Origin of the sequence: Micromonospora sp. NPDC047548, assembly GCF_040642975.1 — a bacterium.
Lineage (GTDB): Bacteria > Actinomycetota > Actinomycetes > Mycobacteriales > Micromonosporaceae > Micromonospora.
This window is the reverse complement of record NZ_JBEYTI010000006.1, coordinates 45,973-70,648: the sequence shown is the minus strand read 5'-3', so window position 1 is coordinate 70,648 and position 24,676 is coordinate 45,973. Positions and strand designations below refer to the sequence as shown.

Below are 24,676 nucleotides of genomic sequence, written 5' to 3'. Positions count from 1 at the left end.
CGGGGGTCACCAGGCGGCTCGGCGATAGGGTGTCGTCATGACCGTCCGTGCGCCGCTGACCCCTGGCACGCTTTCCCCGTGGCGAGCGGTGCCTGGCCACATCGTCCGACCGGAGTACGTGGGTAAGAAGCGCCCCAGGGAGTGGCGTGGCTCGCACGTGCAGACCCCGGAGACCATCGAGAAGATGCGGATCGCCGGCCGGCTCGCCGCCCAGGCGACCCAGCTCGCCGGCGAGCACTGCAAGCCGGGGGTGACCACCGACGAGATCGACCGGGTGGTGCACGAGTTCCTCGTCGACCACGGTGCCTACCCGTCGACTCTGGGCTACAAGGGCTTCCCGAAGTCCTGCTGCACCAGCCTCAACGAGGTGATCTGCCACGGCATCCCCGACTCGACGGTGCTCCAGGACGGCGACATCATCAACGTCGACGTCACCGCCTACCTCGACGGGGTGCACGGCGACACCGACGCGACCTTCTGCGTGGGAGAGGTCAGCGAGGAGGCCCGGCTGCTGGTCGAGCGCACCCACGAGGCGATGATGCGCGGCATCAAGGTGATCGCCCCGGGTCGCCAGATCAACGTGATCGGCCGGGTCATCGAGTCGTACGCCAAGCGGTTCGGCTACGGCGTGGTGCGCGACTTCACCGGTCACGGCATCGGCGAGGCGTTCCACAGCGGCCTCTACGTGCCGCACTACGACAGCCCGCGCCCGATCGACGTGATGGAACCGGGAATGACCTTCACCATCGAGCCGATGATCACCCTCGGCACCTACCAGTACGACATGTGGGACGACGGCTGGACGGTGGTCACCAAGGACCGGAAGTGGACGGCCCAGTTCGAGCACACCATCGTCGTCACCGACGACGGCTACGAGATCCTCACCCTGCCGTGACCGAGACCCCGGCGGCGCTGCGCGAGGCGCACCACGCGGACGTGTCCGGCGGCTGGCTGCGCCCGGCCGTCTTCGGCGCGATGGACGGGCTGGTCACCAACATCGCCCTGATCGCGGGTGTCGGCGGCGGCGGCGTCTCCCCGCGCAGCATCGTCCTCACCGGCACGGCCGGGCTGGTCGCCGGCGCCATCTCGATGGGGCTCGGCGAGTACACCAGCGTCCGCTCGGCCAACGAGCAGGTCGCCGCCGAGGTGGCCAAGGAGCGGCGCGAGCTGGAGCGGCACCCCGAGGCGGAGGCCCGCGAGCTGGCCGAGGCGTGGATCGCCCGGGGCCTGCCCCGCGACCTCGCCATGCAGGTCGCCGACGCGGTCCGGCGCAACCCGGAGGAGGCGCTGCGGGTGCACATCCGCGAGGAGCTGGGCGTCGACCCCGACGAACAGCCCAGCCCCTGGTCGGCGGCGATCTCGTCGTTCGTCTGCTTCTCCGTCGGGGCGCTGCTGCCGCTGTTGACCTACCTGCTCGGCTTCACCAGCCTCTGGCTGGCGCTCGGCGTCGGCGGGGTGGGGCTCTTCGTGGCCGGGGCGGTCGTCGCCCGGTTCACCAGCCGCCCCTGGTGGACCGGCGGCCTGCGGCAGCTGCTGCTCGGCGCCGCCGCCGCCGGTGCGACATACCTCGTCGGCGCCTTCATCGGCATTCAGGGCGGCATCGGCTGATCCCCCGCCGCCGTTCACCTTCTCCACGTACTTTCCCGGAATGAGTGGCCATTCGACGCAGAATGGCCACTCATTCCGTGAAAGAGGGGGCGCGCTCGGCGCTGAGGGGACGGGGATGGGTGGGTCAGGGGGTGAGGAGGTCGTCTACGGTGCCGTCGACCGGGCGGCCACGGGCGGCCAGTTCGTCGGCCTGCCGGCCGAGGACCGCGCCCACCTCGGTCATGTCCGCGCCCGCCAGCCCGGTACGGCGGACCGCGTCGCCCGGGTCGCGGAAGTAGGTGCGGCTGAGCAGGCCGGTCACCGTGGCCGCGGCGAGCCGGGCCTCGCCGAGCATCAGCAACGCCTGGTCGGTCTCATACCACTCGGCGAGCCGGGCGGCCCGGGCGTGCGCCGCGCAGCCCCGGTACCAGGCCTGCCGGGCGGCGGTGCTGAACTCCGCCGGGCGGGCCCGGGCCAGCCGGCCCAGGTGCTCGTCGCGCAGGGTGCGCAGCCAGCCGGTCGGGTCGTACAGGGCGGTGGTGGTGACGTACCGGTCGGCGGTCAGCGGCCAGAGCGCGGTCAGCACCCGGGCCTGCCGCAGGTATTCCTCGCTGCCGGCCACGGTCAGGTCGACCAGCACGCCGTCCACCCGCCGGGTCGACGGCGCCGGGCCGGCCCCGGCCCGGTAGGTGGCCAGGAGCAGGCCGACCTCGCGGTCCCCGCCGCCGTCGTCGTCGCCGTGCGCCAGCGGGCCGTGCACCGCCACCGCGAGGATGTCCGCCGGGAACCGCCGCCGGGCCGCCTCGGCCACCCGCTCGGCGACCCTCCACCGGGGATCGTCCAGGTGCGGGTCGGCGCCCAGCTCCGCGCTGCTGCCGTCCACCCGGCACCACCTCCGTCGCGTCCCGCGCCCGCCGGTAACCGAGTCATCACCCTAGCCAGGATCGACCGCCCCGCCGGTCTGCCGCGCCCGGGTCAGGCCGGCGCGTCGCCGACCGGTCCGCCGGTCGGCACCAGCCGGAAGATGCGGATCTCCCGGCCGCCGGCCCGCTCGACGTACGTCCGGTACGCCGGCCACTCGGCGACCAGCAGCCGCCACAGCCGTTCCCGCTCGGCCCCGGTGGCCACCTCGGCGCGGACCGCGACCCGGCGCCCCTTCACGTCCACCTCGGCGGCCGGCTCCGCGAGCAGGTTCATCGCCCAGCCCGGCTGGTGCTGCTGCCCCCAGTTCGACCCGATCACCACGTACGCGTCACCGTCCGGCACGTACAGCACGGGGTTGCTGCGGGGCTTGCCGGAGCGGCGGCCGGTGGTGGTGACGACCAGCGAGGGGACCAGCCCGAGCGCGACCACCCGGCCGCGGGTGAGCCGCCCGACCATCCGGTCGGCGGGGACGAGCAGGCGCATGGTGGCGCCGAACCACGCGTGGTGACCGAGTCGGCGACTGAGGGTTCTCAGGACGGACACGCCGCCAGTCTGCCGGCTGGGCGTGGCCGGCGACACCCCCGGACGGTCCCGCTCAGTCCAGCCGCCGCTCCACGGCCAGCCGGGACCGGGTGAACAGGCCCGCGCCGAGCATCGCCACCAGCGGCACCACCACCAGCACCCCGAGGGTCAGCCAGGGCACCACCACCGGGTACGGCGTCGGCACCGGCCAGGCCTGGGCGTACTCGCGGTTGACCGAGGTCAGGATGATCACCGCCGAGCCGAGGCCGGCCACGATGCCCAGCACCGAGCCGAGGCCGGCGATCACCCCGGCCTGGCAGAGCGAGAGTATTCGGCGTAACCCGGGACTGGCGCCGACGGCGGCGAGGGTGGACAGGTCCCGGCGGCCCTCCGCGGCGGCGAGCCCGGTGGCCACCCCGGCCGCGCCCAGGGTGATCAGGCCGGAGCCGAGCGCGAGCAGGAGCAGCAGCGGCCGGTGGCGCGACGCGGGCGGGCCGGACTCCACCTCGATCAGCACCGGGACCAGCGAGCGCAGCTCGGCGGCGAGGCGCCGCTGCTGGGTGGCGCTCGGCGCGTCGTCGGTCTCCACCGCGTACCCCAGGTGTTCGGTGGCCAGGCCGAGCTTCGTCGCCGCGGGCGCGGAGAGCACCAGCCGGTCAACGGGCAGGCCACCGTGCAGCACGTACCCCGGGACGGTGACGGTGGTGGTCACGGGCGGAGCGGGACCCTCGGACACCCGGTCGGCCACGAGGGCCACCCTGCCGTCGACCAGGTAGCGCGGGTCGGTCACCACCGCTCCGCCGGCCCGCAGCACGGCCGCCGCCCGCGTCACCTCCTCCACCGGGGCGTCGGTGAGCGCCGGCAGGGCGGCCCCGTCGTCCACCACCACCGGCAGGTACATCCCCTGGGGAATCGGCGTGGGCCGCTTGCAGCGGGGGTCGGCCAGGGCGCGCTGCCGGACGGCGGGCGACCGGAACACCTCCGCCTCGAACGGGCAGGCCCGCTCGGGCGGCAGCATCGCGGTGACCGTGCAGTAGTCCTCCGGCCACCTGGGCGCGGCGCAGACCGGCACGTCGACCCGGGAGACCGAGCCGGCGGCCAGTACGGCCCGGACCCGCTCGGCGACGGCGGGCACCGGTGGCAGGTCCACCCCGTCCGGCGGTGCGGACCGCAGCAACATCATGTGGCCGGGTGGGATGCCCGGCTGCCAGCCGGCCCGGTTGCGCGCGTCGTCGCTGGCGACGTAGACGCCGAGGGCGACGCTGCCGGCGACCGCGGCCATCACCGCGGAGATGGCCGGGCCCGCCGAGGAGCGGTTCCGGCTGGCGTCACGCAGCGCGATCCGGGGCGCCAGCGGCAGCGCCCGGCCGGCCCGGGCGAGCAGCCCGATCAGGGTGGGGGTGGCGAAGACCAGCCCCAGCTCGCCGAGGGTCAGCCCGGCGAGGATCACCGTCGGCCCGCTCCGCTGCGCCCCGAACGCGGCGATCCCCGACCCGAGGACGGTCAGCGCCACGCCGAGGACGAGCCAGCGACGCCGGTGCGGCGGCACGGTGCGCCGGCCGGCCAGCCCCGCCACCACGTCCTGCCGGGCGGCCGTCCAGGCCGGGGTGAGCGCGGCCAGCACCCCGGCCAGCACGGCGACCGCCGCGATCAGGGTCAGCGCCGCCGGGAAGACGCGGTACCCGCCGGAGCGCGCGCCGAAGACGTACTGCTCGACCAGCGGCCGACCGGCGAACGCGGCGGCGATGCCGAGCAGCAGCCCGAGCGCGGCCCCGCCGGCGCCCAGCACCACCCCGTCGGCGAGCACGATCCGGCGCAGGTGGACCGCGTCCCCGCCGGCCACCGCGACCAGGGCGAGGTCCCGGCGCCGCCGGCGTACGCCGACCGCGAAGGCCGGCCCGACCAGCAGCACCACCTCCAGCAGGCCGAGCCCGGCGACCAGCACCGCCGTCCCGGCCGTCTCGGCATCCGCCGGGACGGGGGTACGGGTGGGGTCCGCCTTGACGCTGCCCCTGCCGGGGACCGGCGTCCGTGCGCTGATCGCGATCCCGGCCGCGTTGAGCCGGTCGGCCAGCGCGGCGTCCACCGGTCCCGGCAGGTCGACCAGCCAGCTCTCCTCCGCCGCGCTCTCCGGTGGGGCCACCGCCTCCGGGTGCAGCGCGACCACCTCGTGCAGGTCGTCGGGGAACTCCATCACCCCGACCACCGTGTAGCTCCGCGAGCCGTCGGCGAGGGTGACCGTCCCGCCCACCTCGACGCCGAGGCGGCGTAGTGCCCGGGGGCTGACCGTGATCTCGTCGGGGCCGGTGGGCGCCCGGCCGGCGCGCGGCCGCGCCAGCGAGCCGGCGAGCGGATCGGTCAGGTCGAGCGACCGGCCGCTGAAAGTGACGAGCTGGTCGTCGACGCGCGCCTCGAACGGCACCCACCAGTGCACCCGGCTGACCCGGCTGCCCGGCGGCAGCAGTGCGGTCACCTCCTCGGCGGTGAACCGGCGGGTACGCGGGTCCTCGCCCCCCATCGGGTACGGGCGGTCGCCCCACGGGTCCTGCTCCACCGCGGTGTCGGCGATCCAGCGCAGCTCGGCGTCGGCGGCGCCGATCCGCCGGTCGACGCGTTCGGCCCGGGTGAGCGCGGCCATGTCGTAGCTGACCGCGACGAAGGTCAGCGCCAGCACCGGCAGGGTGATCATGGCCAGCACCAGCGCGGTACGCCCCCGCGCCCGACGCGCCTCCCGGCGGGCGATCCGCAGCGCGGCCCGCCACGACCCGACCGCCCCGGCGATGCGCCCGCCGCCGCGCCGCACCGGCGGCCGCCTCACCGACCGCTGCCGGTGAGCAGCTGTTCGACGCCACCCAGCGGCGCGGTCGCGTCCACCAGCACCCCGTCGCGCAGGAAGATCACCCGGTCGGCCCAACCGGCGTGCCGCGCCTCGTGGGTGACCAGCACGCCGGCGGCCCCCGCGTCGACCCGACGGCGCAGCAGGTGCAGCACCGCCTCCCCGGTCTGAGAGTCCAGTGCCCCCGTCGGCTCGTCGGCCAGCACCAGTCGCCGCTCGCCCACCAGCGCCCGGGCGATCGCCACCCGCTGCTGCTGACCGCCGGACATCTGGTCGGGGAAGCGTCCGCCGAGCCCGGTCAGCCCCACCTCGTCCAGCGCGGCCAGCGCCGCCCGGCGGGCCGGCCGTACCCCCACGCCGTCGAGTTCGAGGGGAAGGGCGACGTTCTCCGCCGCGGTGAGGCTGCCCAGCAGGTTGAGGTCCTGGAAGACGTAGCCGATCCGCCGGCGGCGCACCCGGGCCAGCTCGCGGCGGTCGAGCGCGCCCAGCGGCTGGCCCTCGACCCGCACCTCACCGGCGGTGGGGCGGTCCAGGCCGCCGGCGAGGGTCAGCAGGGTCGACTTGCCGGAGCCGGAGGGGCCCATCACGGCAACCAGCTCGCCGGGGTGGACGGTGAGGCTCACCCCGCGCAGCGCGTGCACGGCGGCCTCGCCGCCACCGTGGGTGCGGTGCACCTCGCGCAGGTCGAGTACCGGGTCGCCGGCCGCGCTCACCGCACGCCCTTGCGGTCGTGGTCGCCGTCACTCACCGGCGGGCCTCCTCGTCGGCGTGCCGCACCGCCCCGGCCGCCCCGGCCGGCCCGACCTGGCCGGCGGTGGGCGGGGCCGGGCGGTACCGGACCAGGCTCGTCTCGCAGTGGTCCAGCCAGCGGATCTCCGCTTCGGCCTGGAACACCATCGCGTCCAGCACCAGCCGCCAGGGCAGGTCCTCCGGCTGGTCGCTGGCGTACTTCAACCGGGTTAGCTCCTGCAGGGTGCGCATGGTCGCGCTGCGCTGGGTCTGCACCACGGACCGGACGTCGACGCCGGGGGTGGTCAGCGCCAGGGCCAGCTTGATGGAGAGCTCGTCCCGGGGCCGGTCGGCGCGGCTGAGCGGGGTGGCGAACCAGAGCGCCAGGTCCGCCCGCCCGGCGTCGGTGATCTCGTACGGCCGCTGCCCACCCTCATGCTCGGGCAGCGAGCGGACCAGGCTGTCGCGTTCCAGCCGGTTGAGGGTGGTGTAGACCTGCCCGATGTTCAGCGGCCAGGTCGAGCCGGTCGACTCCTCGAACGCGGCCCGCAGCTGGTAGCCGTACATCTGGCCACGCTCGAGCAGGGCGAGCAGGCCGTGGCGGATGGACATGGTAACGGAGTATGCATACCTGGTATGCCCTCCGCAACCGGAGCGCGGGCCGCCACGCTCAGGCGGGCCGGCCGGGGAAGGCCACGGTGACCGGCGACACTCCTGCGGTCCGTCGCCAACGGGTGGCCCGCACGGCGCAGTCGGTCAACGCGTTCAACGCCCGGGTGCGGTCCGCGCCGGTGGTGACCGGCAGCGCCGCCCGCCAGAACGCCGCCGTCCGCTCCTCGATCTCCACCGCCAGTCGCAGCGCGCTGGCCCGGTCGGTGACCGGGTAGGGCAGCGCGTACCCGGCCCGGTCCGCCGGGACCTGACCGCCCCCGGCGGACAGCTGCAGCACCAGCGCGTCGCGCCGGGCCCGGTGCGCCGCCTCGGCTGCGCGGGCGTCCCGGCGGGCGGCGTCGGTGAGGCGTACCCCGATCGGGCCGTAGGCGAAGATCGCCGCGTACTCGGCCGTCAGCGCCGCGGCCAGCGCCTGGCCGGGGTCGGTGGGTGCCTGCCCCCGGATCACCTCAGCACCTCCACGTGGGTGACCCGGGCCGCGGCGATCGAGCCGAGCACCGCGGCCCGCTCGCCCGGCGCCGCCACGCACGCCTTCGCGGCCGACTCCCGGCCGCGCTGTTCCGCCTCCCGCAGCCCGGCGAGCAGCCCGTCCCGGTCGGCCGCCGGTCCGGTGGCGCTCGGGGCGGGCGACCCGGAGGGCGCGGGGCGCCCGATCAGTCGCTGGATCTCCTCGGCGTGTGCGGCGTGCGCGTCGGCGATCGGGGTGAGCCGGTCGGCCAGCCCCGGGTCGGCGGCGACGGCGGCCCGGTGCCGGGCGGCCAGCTCCCGTGACTCGCCCGCCAGCGGCTCCAGCGGGTCGGGCGGTGGGGTGGGTTCCGCCCGGTCGAAAAGATCACAGCCAGTCAGCGGCAGGGTCGTGCCGCCCGCCGTCAGGAGCGCCCCCGCGCGCAGCACGGTCCGCCGGGTTTGCCCCGATCCACCGCGGTCTGTCGTCGTTCTGCCCGTTGCCACCGGACAAGTCAACACCATCTCCGCCGTCAGGTGGGCGACCGGCGTCGGTGCGCCGCCCGGCCCGCCGCCCGACCGGCGCGTTACGCTCTGCGCAGCCACCGGCGCTTCGCCCCGGTGGCGTGAGGCATGGCGGGCCACCGGGCCGCCGCACAACAGGAGAAGGGTGCGCCAGATGACGCAGCGTGGCCGTGCCACCAGGCCGACGGGGCCGACGGGGCGACCCCGTCGCACCGACGGCCCCCGGGGCGGGGACCGTGCGGGCGCACCCCGGGGCGGTGACCTCGCCGCCCGCCGCAACCGGCTGCGCGAGGTGATCGAGCCCGTGGTCCAGGGTGTCGGGTACGACCTGGAGGACCTGTCGGTTTCCCGGGCCGGCCGGCGGCACGTGGTACGCGTGATCGTGGACTCCGACGGCGGGATCAACCTGGACGCCGTCGCGGACGTCTCCCGGGCGGTCTCGGCGGCGCTGGACGCGGCCGAGGAGGCCGGCGGCGACATCGTGGCTGGCGAGTACCAGCTGGAGGTCAGCTCCCCGGGCGTGGACCGGCCGCTCACCCTGCCCCGGCACTGGCGGCGCAACGTGGGCCGCCTGGTCAAGGTGACCACCCGGGGCGGCGCGGGCCTGCCCGGTCAGCGCGGCGAACAGCCCGCCGGGGACCGTCAGGTCACCGGCCGGGTGGTGGCGGCCGACGACGAGCGCGTGGTGCTGGAGTCCGACTCCGGCCGCGCGGAGCACACGTACGCCGAACTCGGCCCCGGCCGGGTGCAGGTCGAGTTCAGCCGCCTCGACGAGATCGACGAAGCGGACGAGTTCGGCAGCCTCGACGAGGCCGGCGACGACACCGACGACATTGACGACATCGACGACGAAGATGATGTGGAGGACGAGGAGAGGTGAACATCGACCTCGCGGCGCTGCGCGCACTCGAGCGCGAGCGGGAGATCCCGTTCGACACGATCCTCGCGGCGATCGAGACCGCGCTGCTGACCGCCTACCGGCACACCGACGGGGCCGAGCCGCACTCCCGGGTGGAGATCGACCGCAAGACCGGGGCCGCCCTGGTCTACGCCCAGGAGGTGGACTCCGACGGCACCGTGGTGCGGGAGTGGGACGACACCCCGCACGACTTCGGCCGGATCGCCGCCATGACCGCCAAGCAGGTGATCCTCCAGCGGCTGCGGGAGGCCACCGACGAGGTGCACTTCGGTGAGTATGTCGGCCGCGACGGCGACCTGGTCACCGGGGTGGTGCAGGCGCACGAGGCGCGCACCGAGAAGGGCATCGTCAGCGTCGACCTGGGCAAGCTGGAGGGCGTGCTCCCGCAGTCGGAGCAGGTGCCCGGCGAGCGGTACGTCCACGGCGAGCGGATCCGCTGTGTCGTGGTGCACGTGGCCAAGGGAATGCGCGGCCCGCAGATCACGTTGTCCCGGTCGCACCCCGGGCTGGTGAAGAAGCTCTTCGCGCTGGAGGTGCCGGAGATCGCCGACGGCACGGTCGAGATCGGCGCGATCGCACGTGAGGCGGGTCACCGTACGAAGATCGCGGTGCGCTCCACCACGCAGGGCGTGAACGCCAAGGGCGCCTGCATCGGCCCGATGGGCCAGCGGGTCCGCGCGGTGATGAGCGAGTTGCACGGTGAGAAGATCGACATCATCGACTGGTCGGACGACCCGGCGACCTTCGTCGGCAACGCGTTGTCGCCGGCCAAGGCGCTGCGGGTCGAGGTGGTCGACCTGGCCAGCCGGACGGCCCGGGTGACCGTGCCCGACTTCCAGCTCTCGCTGGCGATCGGGCGCGAGGGGCAGAATGCCCGACTTGCCGCCCGACTGACCGGTTGGCGGATCGACATCCGGTCCGACGCGGAGCAGACCAGCACGGCCAGCCGGGGCGGAGCTGATCACGTCCCGGAGCCGGGCGGCGCGATCCCGAGCAGCTAGGGGTAGACTTCTTCCAGTGGTACGACGCGCGCAGCCGGAGCGCACCTGTGTGGGTTGCCGGCGACGTGCGCCGGCCAGCGAATTGCTGCGGATCGTCGCAGTCGGCGACGGGGCTGGTTACAGCCTCCGGCCCGATCCGGCCCGCAGGCTGCCGGGTCGGGGAGCGAACATGCACCCGGATCCGGCCTGCTTCGCGCTGGCGGTGCGGCGGCGCGCCTTCGGGCGTGCGCTGCGCATCACCGGGGTCCCCGACCACGGCGCCCTCGCGGAGCACGTCGACGCGCCAACCACTACGTCCGGTCAACCCGACCGGGCGAGGGTCGCTAGCAAGGTAGGACGACCGACATGAGCACACGATGAAGTCCCTGAAATGACCAGGCTTCAAGTGCACGAGTGAGGTCGCTGCGGGTGCTGCCCGCACGACCTCGGAGTGAGGAGTGCAGTGGCAGGTAAGGCCCGCGTACACGAGCTTGCTAAGGAGCTCGGGGTCGAGAGCAAGACCGTTCTCGCCAAGCTGAAGGAAATGGGCGAGTTCGTGAAGTCCGCGTCCAGCACCGTCGAGGCGCCCGTCGCCCGACGGCTGCGTGGCGCATTCGTCGCGTCCGCCGGTGGCTCCTCGGCGCCGGCCGCCCCGCCGGCGGCCGCCCCGAGCCCGACCCCGACGCCGTCCCCGACCCCGGGTGCCCCCCGGGTCTCGGCCAAGCCGATGCCGCCCCGGCGGCCGGCCGCGCCGACCCCTGGACCGAAGCCCAAGGGCCCGGTCCCCGGCCCGCCGCAGCCGGCGACCCCGGTCGCCAAGCCGGCGAGCGCGCACGACATCGAGGTGGCCGCCGCCGAGGCGCGTGCCACGGCGCTGAAGGCTGAGCAGGAGGCCGCGGTCAAGGCCGCGCAGGCCGCCCGCCAGCAGCAGCGCGAGAACGTCCGCCGGGAGCCCCCGGCCGAGGGCGGTCCCCGTCCGGGTCCGCGTCCGGTTCCGAACGCGGTGCCGCCGCGTCCGGGTACCCCGGCCGCCGGTCGTCCCGGTGGCCCGACCCCGGGCCCGGGTGCCCGGCCGGGTGGCCGTCCGCCGGCGCGCGGCGCCGGCAACAACCCGTTCGGCATCCAGGGCGGTCAGCAGCAGCGGCCCCCGGCCGCCGGTGCCGGTGGCCCCCGGCCCAGCCCGGCGGGCATGCCGCCGCGGCCGAGCCCGGCCTCCATGCCGCCGCGGCCGAGCCCGGCCTCCATGCCGAGCCAGCGGCCGGCGACCGGTCGTCCCGGTCCCGGTGGCGCCGGCCGTCCCGGCGGTGGCGCCGGTCGCCCCGGTGGCGGTGGCGGCGGCTTCCGTGGCGGTCCCGGTGGCGGTGGCGGTGGCGGTGGCTTCCGTCCCGGTCCCGGCGGCGGTGGCGGCGGCGGTGGTTACCGCGGTGGCCCCGGTGGTGGCGGCGGTGGTGCTCCCGGCGGCGGTTTCCGTCCGGGTGCGCCGGCCGGTGGCGGTGGTCGTCCCGGTGGCGGTGGCCGTGGCCGTGGCGGCGGCGCCGCGGGCGCCTTCGGGCGTCCGGGTGGCCGGCCGACCCGTGGTCGCAAGTCCAAGAAGCAGCGCAGACAGGAGTTCGACAACCTGTCGGCCCCGACCATGAGCTCGGGTGCCCCACGGGGTCAGGGTCAGGTCGTCCGGCTCTCCCGTGGCGCGTCGCTGTCGGACTTCGCCGACAGGATCAACGCCAACCCGGGTTCGCTGGTCCAGGAGATGTTCAACCTGGGCGAGATGGTCACCGCGACCCAGTCCTGCTCTGACGACACCCTGCTGCTGCTGGGTGAGCACCTCGGCTTCAACGTGCAGATCGTCAGCCCGGAGGACGAGGACCGCGAGCTGCTCGCGCAGTTCAACATCGACCTCGACGCCGAGGTCGCGGAGGAGCGCCTGGTCAGCCGTGCGCCGGTGGTGACCGTCATGGGTCACGTCGACCACGGTAAGACCAAGCTGCTCGACGCGATCCGCAAGGCGAACGTCGTGGCCGGCGAGGCCGGTGGCATCACCCAGCACATCGGTGCCTACCAGGTCCACGTGCCGCACGAGGGCGAGGACCGTGCGGTGACCTTCATCGACACCCCGGGTCACGAGGCGTTCACCGCCATGCGTGCCCGCGGTGCCCAGGTCACCGACATCGTGGTCCTGGTCGTGGCGGCCGACGACGGCGTCATGCCGCAGACGATCGAGGCGCTCAACCACGCCAAGGCGGCGGACGTGCCGATCGTGGTGGCGGTCAACAAGGTCGACAAGCCGGAGGCGAACCCGGACAAGGTCCGCCAGCAGCTGACCGAGTACGGCCTGGTCGCCGAGGAGTACGGCGGCGAAACCATGTTCGTCAACGTGGCGGCGAAGCCGGGCATCGGCATCGACGAGCTGCTCGAGGCGGTCCTGCTGACCGCCGACGCGTCGCTGGAGCTGACCGCTCCGATCGACGGGCCGGCGCAGGGTGTGGCCATCGAGGCGCACCTGGACAAGGGCCGCGGTGCGGTGGCGACGGTGCTGGTGCAGAAGGGCACCCTGCGGGCGGGCGACTCCATCGTCGCCGGTGGGGCGCACGGCCGGGTCCGGGCGATGCTCGACGAGAACGGCAACCAGGTCGCCGAGGCCGGTCCGGCCCGTCCGGTCCTGGTGCTCGGTCTGACCGCGGTGCCGGGTGCGGGTGACACCTTCCTGGCCGCCGAGGACGACCGCACGGTGCGCCAGATCGCCGAGCAGCGGCAGGCACGGCGACGGGCGGCGGCTTTCGCCAACTCCCGCGGCCGGGCCACCCTCGAGACGCTCATGGAGCAGCTCAAGGAGGGCGAGAAGACCTCGCTCAACCTGGTGCTCAAGGGCGACGTCTCCGGTTCCGTGGAGGCCCTCGAGGACGCGCTGTTCAACCTCGACATCCCGGAGGAGGTCCAGCTTCGGATCATCCACCGGGGCGTGGGTGCGATCACCGAGAGCGACGTCATGCTCGCGAGCGCCTCGTCCGAGGCGGTCACGATCATCGGCTTCAACGTGCGGGCCGCCAACAAGGTCCGCGAGATCGCCGACCGCGAGGGCGTGGAGATCCGGTACTACACCGTCATCTACCAGGCCATCGAGGAGATCGACGCCGCGCTCAAGGGTCTGCTCAAGCCGGAGTACGAGGAGGTCGAGCTGGGCAGCGCGGAGATCCGCGATGTCTTCCGCTCGTCCAAGATCGGCAACATCTCCGGTTGTATCGTCCGGTCCGGCATCATCCGCCGCAACGCCAAGGCGCGGCTGCTGCGGGACGGGGCGGTCGTGGCGGACAACCTCACGATCAGCTCCCTCAAGCGGTTCAAGGACGACGCGACTGAGGTCCGCGAGGGCTTCGAGTGTGGTCTGACGCTGGGCGGTTTCAACAACGTCCAGGCCGGCGACATCATCGAGACCTTCGAGATGCGGGAGAAGCCGCGCGCCTGATCCGGTGCTGACACAGTGATCAAGGGGTTTACGCCGTTCGGCGTAAACCCCTTGATCATGTCCGGGGGTGTCCGTATCGTCCGGAGCGATGTACACGGGAACCGCAGTCTTCGACCTGCTGCTGCCAGGCGACTCACGGTCGCTCAAGGCAAAGAGATCATATGTACGGCCGATCGTGGCGGCGCTGCGCCGCTTCGAGGTGTCGGCCGCCGAGGTGGGCGCGCTCGACCTGCACGGTCGGGCCGAGATCGGGGTGGCCGTGGTGGCCGCCGAGGCGTCCCACGTCCGCGAGGTGCTGGACTCCTGCGAGCGCCTGGTGGCCGGCCGCCCCGAGGCTGAGCTGCTGTCGGTGCGCCGCCGGCTGCACGGCGAGGACGACTGACGCCGGGGTGGCCGTCGCCACCGACGGTGCCGCACGACCGGCCCGCCCGCGCGGGTAGTGTTCGACATGTTGGGCGGTCGGTCCCGGCGGCGCCCCGCGCCGTCGTACCGGCCGGGAGCAGAACGCCCTGGAGGTGGGGGAGATGACGGATCCGGCCAAGGTACGCCGGCACGCGGAGCGCATTCGCGAACTGGTCGCGTCGGTGGTGCGGAGCCAGATCAAGGACCCTCGGCTCGGGATGATCACCATCACCGACGCCCGCATCACCGCCGACCTGCGCGACGCCACGGTCTTCTACACGGTGCTCGGTGACGCGGCCGCCCAGGCCAGCACCGCCGCCGCCCTGGAGAGCGCCAAGGGCATGCTGCGCAGCACCGTCGGCAAGGCGCTCGGGCTGCGCCACTCGCCGACCCTGACCTTCGTCCTCGACGACGTGCAGGACCAGGTCAAGCACATCGACGACCTGCTCGCCGCAGCCCGCCAGTCCGACGCCGAGGTGCAGCGGCTCGCCGCGGGCGCGGCGTACGCGGGCGAGGCCCAGCCGTACCGGGTCGACGAGGACGAGGACGCCGAGGACGACGACGAGGACGCCCCGTCGGCCACGGACCGGCGGTGAGCGGCACCCCGGGCGCGGCCGGCGACCTGCTCAGCGGGCCGGCGCACGCCGGCCCGGACGAGTCCGACTGGGCCGCCGCGGTCGCGGCGGTACGCCGGCTGCCGGCCGATGCCCGGGTGCTGCTGATCTGTCACGTCAATCCGGACGGCGACGCGCTGGGCAGCATGCTCGGCTTCGGGCTCGGGCTGCGCCGAGTCGGCGTACGGCACCTCCAGGCGACCTTCCCCGGGCCGCCCGAGGTGCCCGAGCCGTTCCGCTGGCTGCCGGGGCTCGACCTGCTGGTGCCGGCGACCCGGGCGTACCCGGATCCGGACCTGGTGGTCTCCTTCGACGCGGCGAGCGAGTCCCGGCTGGGCGAGCTGGCCGACCGCCTCGACACCGCCGGCGAGGCGCTGGTCCTCGACCACCACGCCTCCAACACCCGGTTCGGCCGGGTGCACCTGGTGGACCCGCGGGCCGCGGCCACCTCGGTCGTCGCCGACGAGCTGCTCACCCGGCTCGACGTGCCGCTGGACGCGGAGATCGCGCAGTGCTTCTACGTTGCGCTGACCACCGACACCGGGTCGTTCCGGTTCGAGGCCACCACCCCTGCGGTGCACCGGCTGGCGGCGCGGCTGCTGGCCACCGGCATCCGCCCGGGTGACATCTCCCGCCGGATCTTCGACACCCGGCCGTTCGGCGCGGTCCGGCTCTTCGGCGAGGTGTTGGGCCGGGCCCGGCTGGAACCGGCGGCCGCCGCCGGGCACGGCCTGGTCTGGACGTACGCGACCCTGGATGACCTGGCCCGGCACGACCAGCGGCCGTACGTGCTCGAGTCGCTGATCGATTCGGTGCGGTGCACCGCCGAGGCCGACGTGGCCTGCGTGCTGAAGCAGGTGGGCCCCGCCGAGTGGGCCGTCTCCATGCGCAGCAAGGGCGCGGTGGACGTGAGCGCGGTGGCGGTGGCGCTGGGCGGCGGCGGTCACCGGGTCGCGGCCGGGTTCACCGGGGCGGGCAGCGCCGAGGACGTGGTGCGGTCGATCCGGGCCGAGCTCGACGGCGCGCTGATCACCCGCTGAGCTCCGGGGGATGTCGGTCTTCCCCGCGTCGGGTGGGCGCGGGGAGAATCGGAGGATGAAGCAGCCCCCCGAGCTCACCGTGGACCTGCCACGCGCCTGGGACCGTCCGGTGGTCACGGTGCCGGTGCTGGCCTGCCTCTCCCTGGTCGGTGGGCAGCTGCCGTCCTTCTCGACGCGGGCCAACCTGTGGATCCTCGGCACCGGCGGCGCGCTGATCTGGCTGGGGCTGGGCAACCGGGTGCCCCGCCGACCGGCGCCGCGCCGGCTCGGGCGGGGCGCGCTCTGGTGGGTGCTGCCGGTGGCCGTCTTCGGCGTCTTCGAGGGCGCGACGTTCGTGCTGTCGGTCGGCGACGAGTTCCCCACCTTCTCCCGGCTGGCGGACCCGCTGCTCACCGACGAGCTGGTCCGCTCCGCCGCCTGGTTCGGCTGGCTGGCCGCGTTCTGGGGGCTGGTCCGGCGATGATGCGCATCCTCGCCATCGCCGGTTTCGTGACCGCCCTGCTGCTCTTCGCCGCAGTCGAGTGGGCCGCCCGCCGCCCGGACTCCCGGGTGCCGTCGCTCGGCGACGTCTGCGCGTACGTGATGCGGTACGAGGTCGGGCCGGTTCCGGTGGGCCGGATCGGGGTGTTCGGCTTCTGGTGGTGGCTGGGCTGGCACTTCCTGGCCCGCTGAGCGCGCCGGCCGCCATCGCGTCCAAATGGCGGGAACTGTGGGCAGCATGTGGACCTGAACGTTAATTTGGGAAACGACCCCGCGCCGCGCCGCGACGCAGGTCGTGGGCGGTGGTGCCACACCCGGCGCCGCTTCCCTCCAGGGTCAGACCGACCCGGGCTCACGCTGCCCGGCGAGCCGCTCCGGTGATCCCGGACCGCCGCCAGGCGCTCAGCAGGACCGCCCGTAGGGCCGCCGTCCCCGGTGGTCCGCACCCTGGAAGGGAACTCCCATGGCGCCCAAGCCCAAGCCCGAGACCACCGACGAGGCGCGCGAGCAGATGCGGCGCGCCCTGCAGACGTCGATGGACACCCGTCAGTGACGCTGCCCGACCGGCGGTGACGCCGCTGACGTTCCGCGTCGCCGACGTCACCGCCCCTCGGTCCGGCCCGCCCGCCGTGGCGGCCACCGGGTCCAGCCCCTCGCTCGCGTCCGCCGGTCCCTTGCTCGTGTCCGCCGGTCCCTTGCTCGCGTCCGCCGGTCCCTTGCTCGTGTCCGCCGGCCTGAGCCCGGCGGCAGCTTCCGGTACCGTCCTGCGGTGCGCCGCATCCTGATCGTTGGTAGTTCGGGCGCCGGCAAGAGCACCCTCGCGCGGGCGGTGGCCAGCCGGCTGGACCTGCCGCTGATCCACCTCGACCGGCACTACTGGCGACCCGGCTGGGTCCCCGCCGACGACGCGGCCTTCCGCGCCGAGGTGGCCGCGCTCGCCGCCGCCGGGAGCTGGGTGATGGACGGCAACTACGCCGCCACCCTCGATCTCCGCCTGCCCCGCGCCGACCTGCTCGTGCTGGTCGACCTGCCGTGGCCGCTCTGCCTCGCCCGGGTCGTCTGCCGCCGCTGGGACCGCCGCGCCGCCGGTCGCCCCGACCTGCCGGCCGGTTGCCCCGAACGGCTCGACCTGGGCTTCCTGCACTACATCTGGCGCTACCCCGGCCGGTCCCGGCCCAGGGTATTCGCCGCTGTCGCAGCCCACGCACCGGAGCTGCCCGTCGTCCGGCTGCGCAGCCGCCGCCAGATCCGACGCTGGCTCGACGCCCTCCCGCCGCGCTGAGCCACTGGTCGCCTCCGACCACCCGTCTCCAGCCACCCGTCTCCAGCCACCCGTCTCCAGCCACCCGTCTCCAGCCACCCCGTCTCCAGCCACCCCGTCTCCGGCTGCCCGCCCCGGCCATGTGCGGGCCCGCGCCCGCCTCGCCGCCAGCCCGCCGGCCTCGTGCGGCCCGTGCCTGCCCCGGCCGCCGCCCCGTCCGGCCGTGTCTGGCCCGTCCCCGCCGCCCCGTCCGGCCGTGCGCGGCCCGCGTGCCGACCAGGTGGCCGGGCCCGGCAACGTGGGCCGGCGTGGGTGGCCCCGATCCGGCGCCCGCTGTGGTCCGGCCCGGGTCGGGCTGGCCAGCCCGCGTGATCCACACCGAATGCGGCATGTGGCGGTGTCCGGAGACGGGGGACACCGCGACATGCCGCAAACGGAGTCGATCTGGCCGTCCAGGGTCGGTGCCGCCCGGCCGCCGGCGACGCGCCCGTCCCGACTGCTCGTCCGGGCCGCACCTGGCCGGGCCGCACCTGGCCGGGCCGCACCTGGCCGGGCCGCACCTGGCCGGGCCGCACCTGGCCGGGCCGCACCTGGCCGGGCCGCACCCGTCCGGCCGGGCCGCACCCGTCCGGCCGGGCCGCACCCGTCCCGGCCGCAACCGGCCGGGCCCGCCTGGGCCGGTACCGAGCGTAAGTGATGACAGGTCTTGCGATCCTTACCTCGGTCGTGCCAGGATCGGCGGCGATGAGCCAGCCCGCCACCGCCACCGCCAACGCCAACGCCAACGCGACCGCGCCGCCGCGCCGGATCGCCGCCCTCGCCCTGCCCGCCCTGGTGGTGCTCGCCGCCGAACCGCTCTACGTGCTGGTCGACACGGCCGTGGTCGGGCACCTCGGCCGGTTGCCGCTCGCCGCGCTGGCCGTCGGCGGCACCGTGATGACCCTCACCGCCTGGCTGGGCACCGTGCTCGCGTACGGGATCACCGGTCGGGTGGCCCGGCGGTTCGGCTCCGGCGACCGGGCGGCGGCGGTGGCCGAGGGCGTGCAGGCGTCCTGGCTCGCCCTCGGGGCGGGCGTGCTCGTCGCGCTCGCGATGCAGGTCGGCGGCGGGATGCTGGCGCGTACCCTCGCCGGGAGCGGTGGCGACGTGGCCGGCGCGGTCGCCCAGTGGCTGCGGATCGCGGCCCTCGGCGCGCCGGGGCTGCTCCTCGCCGCCGCCGGTAACGGCTGGCTGCGCGGCATCCAGGACACCCGCCGTCCGCTGGTCTTCGTGCTCGCGCCCAACCTGCTCTCCGCGGTGCTGTGCCCGCTGCTGGTCTACCCTGCCGGGCTCGGCCTGGCCGGTTCGGCGGTGGCCAACGCCATCGCCCAGACCGTCTCCGGCGCGCTCTTCGCCGCGGCGCTGGTCCGCGAGCGGGTCTCCCTGCGGCCCCGGCCCCGGCTGATCCGGCAGCAGTTGGTGCTCAGCCGCGACCTGCTGGTCCGGGGCGTGGCGTTCCAGGCCAGCTTCCTCTCCGCCACCGCGGTCGCCGCGCGGTTCGGCGCCGCCGCCGTCGGTGCCCACCAGATCGCCCTGCAACTGTGGTTCTTCACCGCACTGGTGCTCGACGCCCTGGCCATCGCCGCCCAGGCGCTGATCGGCGCCGCGCTCGGCGCCGGCGACGCCGCCGGGGCGCGGGCCCTCGCCCGCCGGTTCGCGCTGCTCGGCGGCGTCTGCGGCGTCGGCTTCGCGGTGCTGATCGCCGCCGGCGCCGGCGTCGTGCCGTCCTGGTTCAGCTCCGACCCGCAGGTACGCGAGCAGGCCATGGTGGCCTGGCCCTGGTTCGTGGCGATGCAGCCGCTGGCCGGGGTGGTCTTCGCCCTCGACGGCGTGCTCATCGGCGCCGGGGACGTGCGCTACCTGCGCAACCTCACCATCGTCGCGGCGCTCGGCGGCTTCCTGCCGGCGATCTGGCTCGCCCACGGGCTGGACCTGGGGCTCGGCGGGATCTGGGCCGGGCTGACCTTGTTCATCGTGATCCGGCTGGTCGCGCTGCTGCTGCGGCTGCGCTCGGGCGGGTGGGCGGTGGTCGGCGCGGTCCGCTGACCCGCTCGGCGGACCGGACCGGACCGGACCGGACCGGACCGGACCGGACCGGACCGGACCGGGACGCGACGGCGTGGTGCCCTGCGGTGCAAGCCCGCGCGACCCCGTCTGGCAGGCTTGGCGGTCGTGAGCGGTGACGGTCTGATCGTGGTGGACAAGCCGGGCGGCATGACGTCGCACGACGTGGTGGCGCGCATCCGCCGGCTGGCGAGGACCCGGCGGGTGGGGCACGGCGGCACCCTCGACCCGATGGCCACCGGCGTGCTGGTGATCGGGGTGGGCCGGGCGACCCGGCTACTGACGTACGTGATCGGCGCGGGCAAGAGCTACACCGCCACGGTCCGGCTCGGCCAGGCCACCGTCACCGACGACGCCGAGGGCGACGTGATCGCCACCACCCCGGCCGGTCAGCTCACCGACGACGCGGTCCGGGTGGCGTTCGCCGCGCTCGCCGGCGAGGTCGACCAGGTGCCGAGCGCGGTGAGCGCCATCAAGGTCAACGGGCAGCGGGCGTACAAGCGGGTGCGCGAGGGGGAGAGCGTCGAGCTGCCCGCCCGGCGGGTCACCATCTCCCGCCTCGACGTGCTGGCCGTGCGCCGGGACACCCCCGACGTGCTGGACGTCGACATCGACGTGACCTGCTCGTCCGGGACGTACATCCGGGCCATCGCCCGGGACGCGGGCCTGGCGCTCGGGGTGGGCGGGCACCTGACCGCGCTGCGGCGCACCGCGGTGGGCGGCTTCCACCTCGCCGAGGCCGCCACCCTCGACCAGTTGGAGCAGCGCGCGCCCGAGGTGGTCAACCTGCCGCTCGACGCGGCAGCCGACCGGTTCTTCCCGCGCCGGGAGGCCAGCGCGGACGAGGCGAAGGTGCTCTCGCACGGCGGGCCGCTGGACGCGGCCGGCATCGCCGGGCCGTACGCCGTCTTCGGTCCCGACGGCGGCCTGATCGCTATCGTCAGCGAGCGGGACGGCCGGGCCCGCGCGGAGATCGTGCTCGCCCCGGCCTGACGGCGATGGCGGGTGCGCCGGTCGCGCGGCCGGCGCGGGTACCCGGCGAGGCCCGGGGAAGCAGGGGAGGAGCGGCATGCAGCGGTGGCGGGGGTACGACGCGGCGCCCGGTGGCTGGGGGCGTTCCGTCGTCACCATCGGCGTCTTCGACGGTGTGCACAAGGGGCACCAGGCGACGATCGGGCACGCCGTGGCCCGGGCCCGGGAGCTGGGCGTGCGGTCCGTGGTGGTCACCTTCGATCCGCACCCGGCGGAGGTGGTGCGCCCCGGCTCGCACCCCGCCGTGCTCACCGAGCCGGCCCGCAAGGCGGAGCTGGTCGAGTCCCTCGGCGTCGACGTGCTCTGCGTGGTGCCGTTCACCCCGGAGTTCTCCCGGCTGCCGGCCGAGGCGTTCGTGCACGACATCCTGGTCGAGCACCTGCACGCCGCGCTGGTGGTGGTGGGGGACAACTTCCGGTTCGGGCACCGGGCGGCCGGCGACGTGACGCTGCTGGAACGGCTCGGCCGGACCTTCGGCTTCGGCGTGGAGAGCGCGCCGCTGGTGGCGGAGGCCGGCACGGTCTTCTCCTCGACGTACATCCGCTCCTGCGTCGACGCCGGCGACGTGGCCCCGGCGGCCGCCGCGCTCGGCCGGCCGCACCGGCTGGAGGGGGTGGTGGTCCGGGGCGACCAGCGCGGACGTGAGCTGGGTTACCCCACCGCCAACCTGCTCTGCCACCGGCACGCGGCGGTTCCCGCCGACGGGGTGTACGCGGCCCGGCTGGTGCGCCGGGGGCAGCGGGAGCCGCTGGCCGCGGCGGTGTCGATCGGCACCAACCCGACCTTCTCCGGCCGGGAGCGGCGGGTGGAGGCGTACGCGCTGGACTTTTCCGGCGACCTGTACGGCGAGCGGCTGGCCCTGGACTTCGTCGCGCACCTGCGCGAGCAGCGCCGGTACGACTCGATCGAGCCCCTCCTGGCGCAGATAGCCGAGGACGTCGAGCGGACCCGCCGGGCGGTCGGCTGAGCGCGCGCCCGGCCGCGTCGCGGCCCTTGACCGGGCGGTACCGGGGTGGGCTGGTAGTCTGGCGGGGACGTCGGCTGACCGACGTGGGGCCTCGCGTGCCTGCACGACGCCGCGGGTGCGAGGTGCCGGTCCGTTCCGGTCTCCTGACCGGTCCGACGGACACCAGTGATCAACCCATCGAAACAGGGAGAACATGGCGCTCGACCAGGAAGCCAAGGCCAAGATCCGCACGGAGTACGCGACCGCCGAGGGCGACACCGGTTCGCCGGAGGTGCAGGTCGCGGTCCTCACCAAGCGGATCGCCGAGCTCACCGAGCACCTGAAGGTGCACAAGCACGACCACCACAGCCGCCGCGGGCTGCTGCTGCTGGTCGGCCGGCGCCGTCGGCTGCTCAACTACGTCCAGAAGAAGGACATCAACCGCTACCGGTCGCTCATCGAGCGGCTCGGTCTGCGCCGGTGACGTGACGGGGGAGTGGCCTGCGGCCGCTCCCCCGTTCCGGTACCACTGAAGAACAGGGCCGCGCGACGACCCGAGAGGGAGCCGGTCAGCGTACCGGTCTCCGGTAGTGGCCTCCGGGCACCCCGGCATCACGCCGGCCACCCGGGCGCTTCGATCGAAGACCGGCCGTCTGAGCAGCTCCCGTGTCGTGGGCCCCCGACGCGAAGGAGCACGACAGCACCATGACCGAGACCAACCTCGGCACCGAATCCCGCACCGCCGTGATCGACAACGGGTCCTTCGGCACCCGTGAGATCACCTTCTCCACCGGTCGGCTGGCCCGTCAGGCCGCCGGCTCCGTCGTCGCCCAGCTGGGCGAGACGGTGGTCCTCTCCGCCACCACCGCCGGCAAGCAGCCGAAGGAGCACTTCGACTTCTTCCCGCTGACCGTCGACGTCGAGGAGCGGATGTACGCCGCGGGCCGGATCCCCGGCTCGTTCTTCCGCCGCGAGGGCCGCCCCAGCGAGGACGCCATCCTCACCTGCCGGCTGATCGACCGGCCGCTGCGCCCGTCGTTCGTCAAGGGCCTGCGCAACGAGGTCCAGGTCGTCGAGACCGTCCTGGCGCTGGACCCGCAGCACCCGTACGACGTCGTGGCGATCAACGCCGCCTCGATGTCGACCAAGCTCTCCGGCCTGCCGTTCTCCGGCCCGATCGGGGCGACCCGGGTCGCGCACATCGACGGCCAGTGGGTCGCCTTCCCGACCCTGGAGGAGCTGGCCCGGGCCACCTTCGACATGGTCGTGGCCGGTCGCGCGCTGCCGGACGGCGACGTGGCGATCATGATGGTCGAGGCCGAGGCGACGCCGAACGCCGTCACCCTGATCGCGGGCGGCGCCACCGCCCCGACCGAGGAGATCGTGGCCAGCGGCCTGGAGGCCGCCAAGCCGGCGATCCGCGAGCTGTGCCGCGCGCAGAGCGAGCTGGCCGAGGTGGCCGCGAAGCCCGTCGCCGAGTTCCCGGTGTTCCTGGACTACCAGGACGACGTCTACGAGGCGGTGGCCGAGCTGGCCCGCACCGAGGTCGCCGAGGCACTCCAGATCGCCGGCAAGGCGGACCGCGAGGAGGCCCTGGACCGGGTCAAGGCCCGGGTCGCCGAGGAGCTCGGCGGTCGCTTCGAGGGCCGGGAGAAGGAGCTCAGCGCCGCGTTCCGGTCGCTGAGCAAGTCCGAGGTCCGCAACCGGGTGCTGCGCGAGCAGGTCCGCATCGACGGCCGCGGCCCGCGCGACATCCGCCCGCTGACCGCCGAGGTCGGCGTGCTGCCCCGGGTGCACGGCTCGGCGCTGTTCGAGCGGGGCGAGACCCAGATCCTGGGTGTCACCACGCTGAACATGCTGCGCATGGAGCAGATGGTGGACACCCTCTCCCCGGAGAACCGCAAGCGCTACATGCACAACTACAACTTCCCGCCGTACTCGACCGGTGAGACCGGCCGGGTCGGTTCGCCGAAGCGGCGCGAGATCGGCCACGGCGCGCTCGCCGAGCGGGCGCTGATCCCGGTGCTGCCCTCGCGCGAGGAGTTCCCGTACGCCATCCGGCAGGTCTCCGAGGCGCTCGGCTCCAACGGCTCCACCTCGATGGGTTCGGTCTGCGCCTCGACGTTGGGCCTGCTCAGCGCCGGTGTGCCGCTGAAGGCGCCGGTCGCCGGCATCGCCATGGGCCTCATCTCCGACGAGGTCGACGGCAAGACCCAGTACGTGACGCTGACCGACATCCTCGGTGCCGAGGACGCGTTCGGTGACATGGACTTCAAGGTCGCCGGCACGCCGGAGTTCGTCACCGCGCTGCAGCTCGACACCAAGCTCAACGGCATCCCGTCGGACGTGCTGGCCGCCGCGCTGCAGCAGGCGAACGAGGCCCGGCAGGTCATCCTCAGCGTGATGCAGGCGGCGATCGAGGGTCCGGCCGAGATGTCGGACTACGCGCCGCGGGTCACCACGGTGAAGATCCCGGTCGACAAGATCGGCATGGTGATCGGCCCGAAGGGCCAGACCATCAACGCCATCCAGGACGAGACCGGCGCCGAGATCTCCATCGAGGACGACGGCACGATCTACGTCGGCGCGACCAACGGCCCGTCGGCCCAGGCCGCGGTCGAGCGGATCAACGCGATCGCCAACCCGACGCTGCCGAAGGCCGGCGACAAGTTCCTCGGCACCGTGGTCAAGACGGCCGCGTTCGGCGCGTTCGTCTCGCTGCTGCCGGGCCGCGACGGCCTGCTGCACATCTCCAAGGTGGGCGACGGCAAGCGGGTCGAGAGGGTCGAGGACTTCCTCAACGTCGGCGACAAGGTCGAGGTCGAGATCGCGGACATCGACGCCCGCGGCAAGATCTACCTGGACAAGGTCCGCCCGGAGGGCGCCGAGGCGCCGGCCGCCGGTGAGGCCGCCGAGGGTGAGCGTCCGGCCGGCCGCGGTGGCGACCGGGGTCCGCGCGACCGCGGTGACCGCGAGCGGGGCGGCGACCGGGGCGGTCGTGGCCCGGGCGGCGGCGACCGCGACCAGGGCGGCGAGGGTGGCGAGGGCGGCGAGCGTCCGCGCCGCCGCACCCGGCACAGCTGAGCATCACCCGGCCGGGGGGGGGGGGGGGGGGGGGGGCCCCCCGGGGGGGCCCCCCCGCCCCCCCCGCGAGGGTTTCTTCGTTTTGGGGTGGGGGGGGCGCCGGGGGGGTTTTTTGT

24 protein-coding genes are annotated in these 24,676 nt (G+C 74.6%); 17 read left to right on the top strand and 7 right to left on the bottom strand.

Annotated elements, in window-relative coordinates; all coding sequences use genetic code 11:
• Positions 1-37 precede the first annotated feature (37 nt).
• Both map and ABZ807_RS08465 read left to right on the top strand, forming a co-directional pair.
• On the top strand, positions 38-895 hold the full coding sequence (gene map / locus ABZ807_RS08470) for a type I methionyl aminopeptidase (RefSeq protein WP_357154339.1): 858 nt from the start codon (positions 38-40) through the stop codon (positions 893-895).
• Positions 892-1,608 carry a VIT1/CCC1 transporter family protein gene (locus ABZ807_RS08465; protein ID WP_357154336.1) on the top strand — a complete coding sequence of 239 codons (717 nt, stop codon included), beginning with the start codon at positions 892-894 and terminating at the stop codon, positions 1,606-1,608. The genes map and ABZ807_RS08465 overlap by 4 nt, the downstream gene beginning before the upstream one ends.
• 124 nt (positions 1,609-1,732) lie before the next feature.
• On the opposite strand, the gene ABZ807_RS08460 is transcribed toward ABZ807_RS08465, so the two are convergent.
• From ABZ807_RS08460 to ABZ807_RS08430, 7 genes are all read right to left on the bottom strand, one after another.
• The gene (locus tag ABZ807_RS08460) at positions 1,733-2,470 is read right to left on the bottom strand and encodes a nucleotidyltransferase domain-containing protein (RefSeq protein WP_357154335.1); all 738 of its coding nucleotides are present in this window, start codon (positions 2,468-2,470) and stop codon (positions 1,733-1,735) included.
• 92 nt (positions 2,471-2,562) lie between these two features.
• Positions 2,563-3,054, bottom strand: a complete 492-nt coding sequence (locus tag ABZ807_RS08455) for a nitroreductase family deazaflavin-dependent oxidoreductase (protein WP_357154332.1) — start codon at positions 3,052-3,054, stop codon at positions 2,563-2,565.
• 52 nt (positions 3,055-3,106) lie between these two features.
• Entirely contained in the window at positions 3,107-5,851 is a 2,745-nt protein-coding gene (locus tag ABZ807_RS08450; protein WP_357154331.1) for an FtsX-like permease family protein, read from the bottom strand.
• On the bottom strand, positions 5,848-6,582 hold the full coding sequence (locus ABZ807_RS08445) for an ABC transporter ATP-binding protein (RefSeq protein ID WP_357154329.1): 735 nt from the start codon (positions 6,580-6,582) through the stop codon (positions 5,848-5,850). Before ABZ807_RS08445 ends, ABZ807_RS08450 begins: the two co-directional genes overlap by 4 nt.
• A gap of 31 nt (positions 6,583-6,613) precedes the next feature.
• On the bottom strand, positions 6,614-7,210 hold the full coding sequence (locus tag ABZ807_RS08440; RefSeq protein ID WP_357154326.1) for a PadR family transcriptional regulator: 597 nt from the start codon (positions 7,208-7,210) through the stop codon (positions 6,614-6,616).
• A gap of 58 nt (positions 7,211-7,268) precedes the next feature.
• Positions 7,269-7,718, bottom strand: coding sequence for a ferritin-like domain-containing protein (locus ABZ807_RS08435; protein ID WP_357154323.1), 450 nt, complete (start codon positions 7,716-7,718; stop codon positions 7,269-7,271).
• Complete coding sequence (locus ABZ807_RS08430) at positions 7,715-8,164, bottom strand: hypothetical protein (protein ID WP_357154320.1); 450 nt, start codon at positions 8,162-8,164, stop codon at positions 7,715-7,717. Before ABZ807_RS08430 ends, ABZ807_RS08435 begins: the two co-directional genes overlap by 4 nt.
• Positions 8,165-8,393: 229 nt before the next feature.
• Between ABZ807_RS08430 and rimP the strand changes: the two genes are divergently transcribed.
• The 15 genes from rimP to ABZ807_RS08355 all read left to right on the top strand — a co-directional run bounded on the left by rimP (position 8,394) and on the right by ABZ807_RS08355 (position 24,560).
• Positions 8,394-9,119 carry a ribosome maturation factor RimP gene (gene rimP, locus ABZ807_RS08425; RefSeq protein WP_357154318.1) on the top strand — a complete coding sequence of 242 codons (726 nt, stop codon included), beginning with the start codon at positions 8,394-8,396 and terminating at the stop codon, positions 9,117-9,119.
• On the top strand, positions 9,116-10,159 hold the full coding sequence (gene nusA / locus ABZ807_RS08420) for a transcription termination factor NusA (RefSeq protein ID WP_357154316.1): 1,044 nt from the start codon (positions 9,116-9,118) through the stop codon (positions 10,157-10,159). The genes rimP and nusA overlap by 4 nt, the downstream gene beginning before the upstream one ends.
• Positions 10,160-10,175: 16 nt before the next feature.
• Entirely contained in the window at positions 10,176-10,508 is a 333-nt protein-coding gene (locus tag ABZ807_RS08415) for a YlxR family protein (protein WP_357154313.1), read from the top strand.
• Between the two features lie 93 nt (positions 10,509-10,601).
• Positions 10,602-13,598, top strand: a complete 2,997-nt coding sequence (gene infB / locus ABZ807_RS08410) for a translation initiation factor IF-2 (protein WP_357154312.1) — start codon at positions 10,602-10,604, stop codon at positions 13,596-13,598.
• Positions 13,599-13,686: 88 nt separating this feature from the next.
• Positions 13,687-13,980 carry a DUF503 domain-containing protein gene (locus ABZ807_RS08405; RefSeq protein ID WP_357154309.1) on the top strand — a complete coding sequence of 98 codons (294 nt, stop codon included), beginning with the start codon at positions 13,687-13,689 and terminating at the stop codon, positions 13,978-13,980.
• A gap of 142 nt (positions 13,981-14,122) precedes the next feature.
• Positions 14,123-14,596: a 30S ribosome-binding factor RbfA gene (rbfA, locus tag ABZ807_RS08400; RefSeq protein WP_357154306.1), complete on the top strand. Its 474-nt coding sequence runs from the start codon at positions 14,123-14,125 to the stop codon at positions 14,594-14,596.
• A 26-nt stretch (positions 14,597-14,622) separates the two neighbouring features.
• Positions 14,623-15,654 (top strand): bifunctional oligoribonuclease/PAP phosphatase NrnA, encoded by a 1,032-nt coding sequence (locus tag ABZ807_RS08395; RefSeq protein WP_357154788.1) that lies wholly within the window; start codon positions 14,623-14,625, stop codon positions 15,652-15,654.
• 55 nt (positions 15,655-15,709) lie between these two features.
• Entirely contained in the window at positions 15,710-16,117 is a 408-nt protein-coding gene (locus ABZ807_RS08390) for a hypothetical protein (protein ID WP_357154304.1), read from the top strand.
• Positions 16,117-16,326: a DUF6186 family protein gene (locus ABZ807_RS08385; RefSeq protein ID WP_357154786.1), complete on the top strand. Its 210-nt coding sequence runs from the start codon at positions 16,117-16,119 to the stop codon at positions 16,324-16,326. Before ABZ807_RS08390 ends, ABZ807_RS08385 begins: the two co-directional genes overlap by 1 nt.
• Before the next feature lie 577 nt (positions 16,327-16,903).
• The gene (locus ABZ807_RS08380) at positions 16,904-17,416 is read left to right on the top strand and encodes an AAA family ATPase (RefSeq protein ID WP_357154302.1); all 513 of its coding nucleotides are present in this window, start codon (positions 16,904-16,906) and stop codon (positions 17,414-17,416) included.
• A gap of 723 nt (positions 17,417-18,139) precedes the next feature.
• Positions 18,140-19,480 carry an MATE family efflux transporter gene (locus ABZ807_RS08375; RefSeq protein WP_357154300.1) on the top strand — a complete coding sequence of 447 codons (1,341 nt, stop codon included), beginning with the start codon at positions 18,140-18,142 and terminating at the stop codon, positions 19,478-19,480.
• A 126-nt stretch (positions 19,481-19,606) separates the two neighbouring features.
• A complete protein-coding gene (gene truB / locus ABZ807_RS08370) occupies positions 19,607-20,491 on the top strand; it encodes a tRNA pseudouridine(55) synthase TruB (RefSeq protein WP_357154296.1) in 885 nt (294 codons plus the stop codon).
• Positions 20,492-20,567: 76 nt separating this feature from the next.
• On the top strand, positions 20,568-21,497 hold the full coding sequence (locus tag ABZ807_RS08365; RefSeq protein WP_357154293.1) for a bifunctional riboflavin kinase/FAD synthetase: 930 nt from the start codon (positions 20,568-20,570) through the stop codon (positions 21,495-21,497).
• Between the two features lie 193 nt (positions 21,498-21,690).
• On the top strand, positions 21,691-21,960 hold the full coding sequence (gene rpsO / locus ABZ807_RS08360; protein ID WP_109804764.1) for a 30S ribosomal protein S15: 270 nt from the start codon (positions 21,691-21,693) through the stop codon (positions 21,958-21,960).
• Positions 21,961-22,181: 221 nt separating this feature from the next.
• Positions 22,182-24,560 carry a polyribonucleotide nucleotidyltransferase gene (locus tag ABZ807_RS08355; protein ID WP_357154784.1) on the top strand — a complete coding sequence of 793 codons (2,379 nt, stop codon included), beginning with the start codon at positions 22,182-22,184 and terminating at the stop codon, positions 24,558-24,560.
• Positions 24,561-24,676 lie beyond the last annotated feature (116 nt).

What these genes read in the sequence shown, in the direction of transcription:
- ABZ807_RS08390 (WP_357154304.1), top strand. Translation starts at nt 15,710, where the DNA reads ATGAAGCAGCCCCCCGAGCTCACCGTGGACCTGCCACGCGCCTGGGAC.
- ABZ807_RS08440 (WP_357154326.1), bottom strand. Translation starts at nt 7,210, where the DNA reads ATGTCCATCCGCCACGGCCTGCTCGCCCTGCTCGAGCGTGGCCAGATG.
- ABZ807_RS08375 (WP_357154300.1), top strand. Translation starts at nt 18,140, where the DNA reads ATGAGCCAGCCCGCCACCGCCACCGCCAACGCCAACGCCAACGCGACC.
- ABZ807_RS08405 (WP_357154309.1), top strand. Translation starts at nt 13,687, where the DNA reads ATGTACACGGGAACCGCAGTCTTCGACCTGCTGCTGCCAGGCGACTCA.
- ABZ807_RS08355 (WP_357154784.1), top strand. Translation starts at nt 22,182, where the DNA reads ATGACCGAGACCAACCTCGGCACCGAATCCCGCACCGCCGTGATCGAC.
- map (WP_357154339.1), top strand. Translation starts at nt 38, where the DNA reads ATGACCGTCCGTGCGCCGCTGACCCCTGGCACGCTTTCCCCGTGGCGA.
- ABZ807_RS08365 (WP_357154293.1), top strand. Translation starts at nt 20,568, where the DNA reads ATGCAGCGGTGGCGGGGGTACGACGCGGCGCCCGGTGGCTGGGGGCGT.
- rpsO (WP_109804764.1), top strand. Translation starts at nt 21,691, where the DNA reads ATGGCGCTCGACCAGGAAGCCAAGGCCAAGATCCGCACGGAGTACGCG.
- ABZ807_RS08385 (WP_357154786.1), top strand. Translation starts at nt 16,117, where the DNA reads ATGCGCATCCTCGCCATCGCCGGTTTCGTGACCGCCCTGCTGCTCTTC.
- rimP (WP_357154318.1), top strand. Translation starts at nt 8,394, where the DNA reads ATGACGCAGCGTGGCCGTGCCACCAGGCCGACGGGGCCGACGGGGCGA.
- rbfA (WP_357154306.1), top strand. Translation starts at nt 14,123, where the DNA reads ATGACGGATCCGGCCAAGGTACGCCGGCACGCGGAGCGCATTCGCGAA.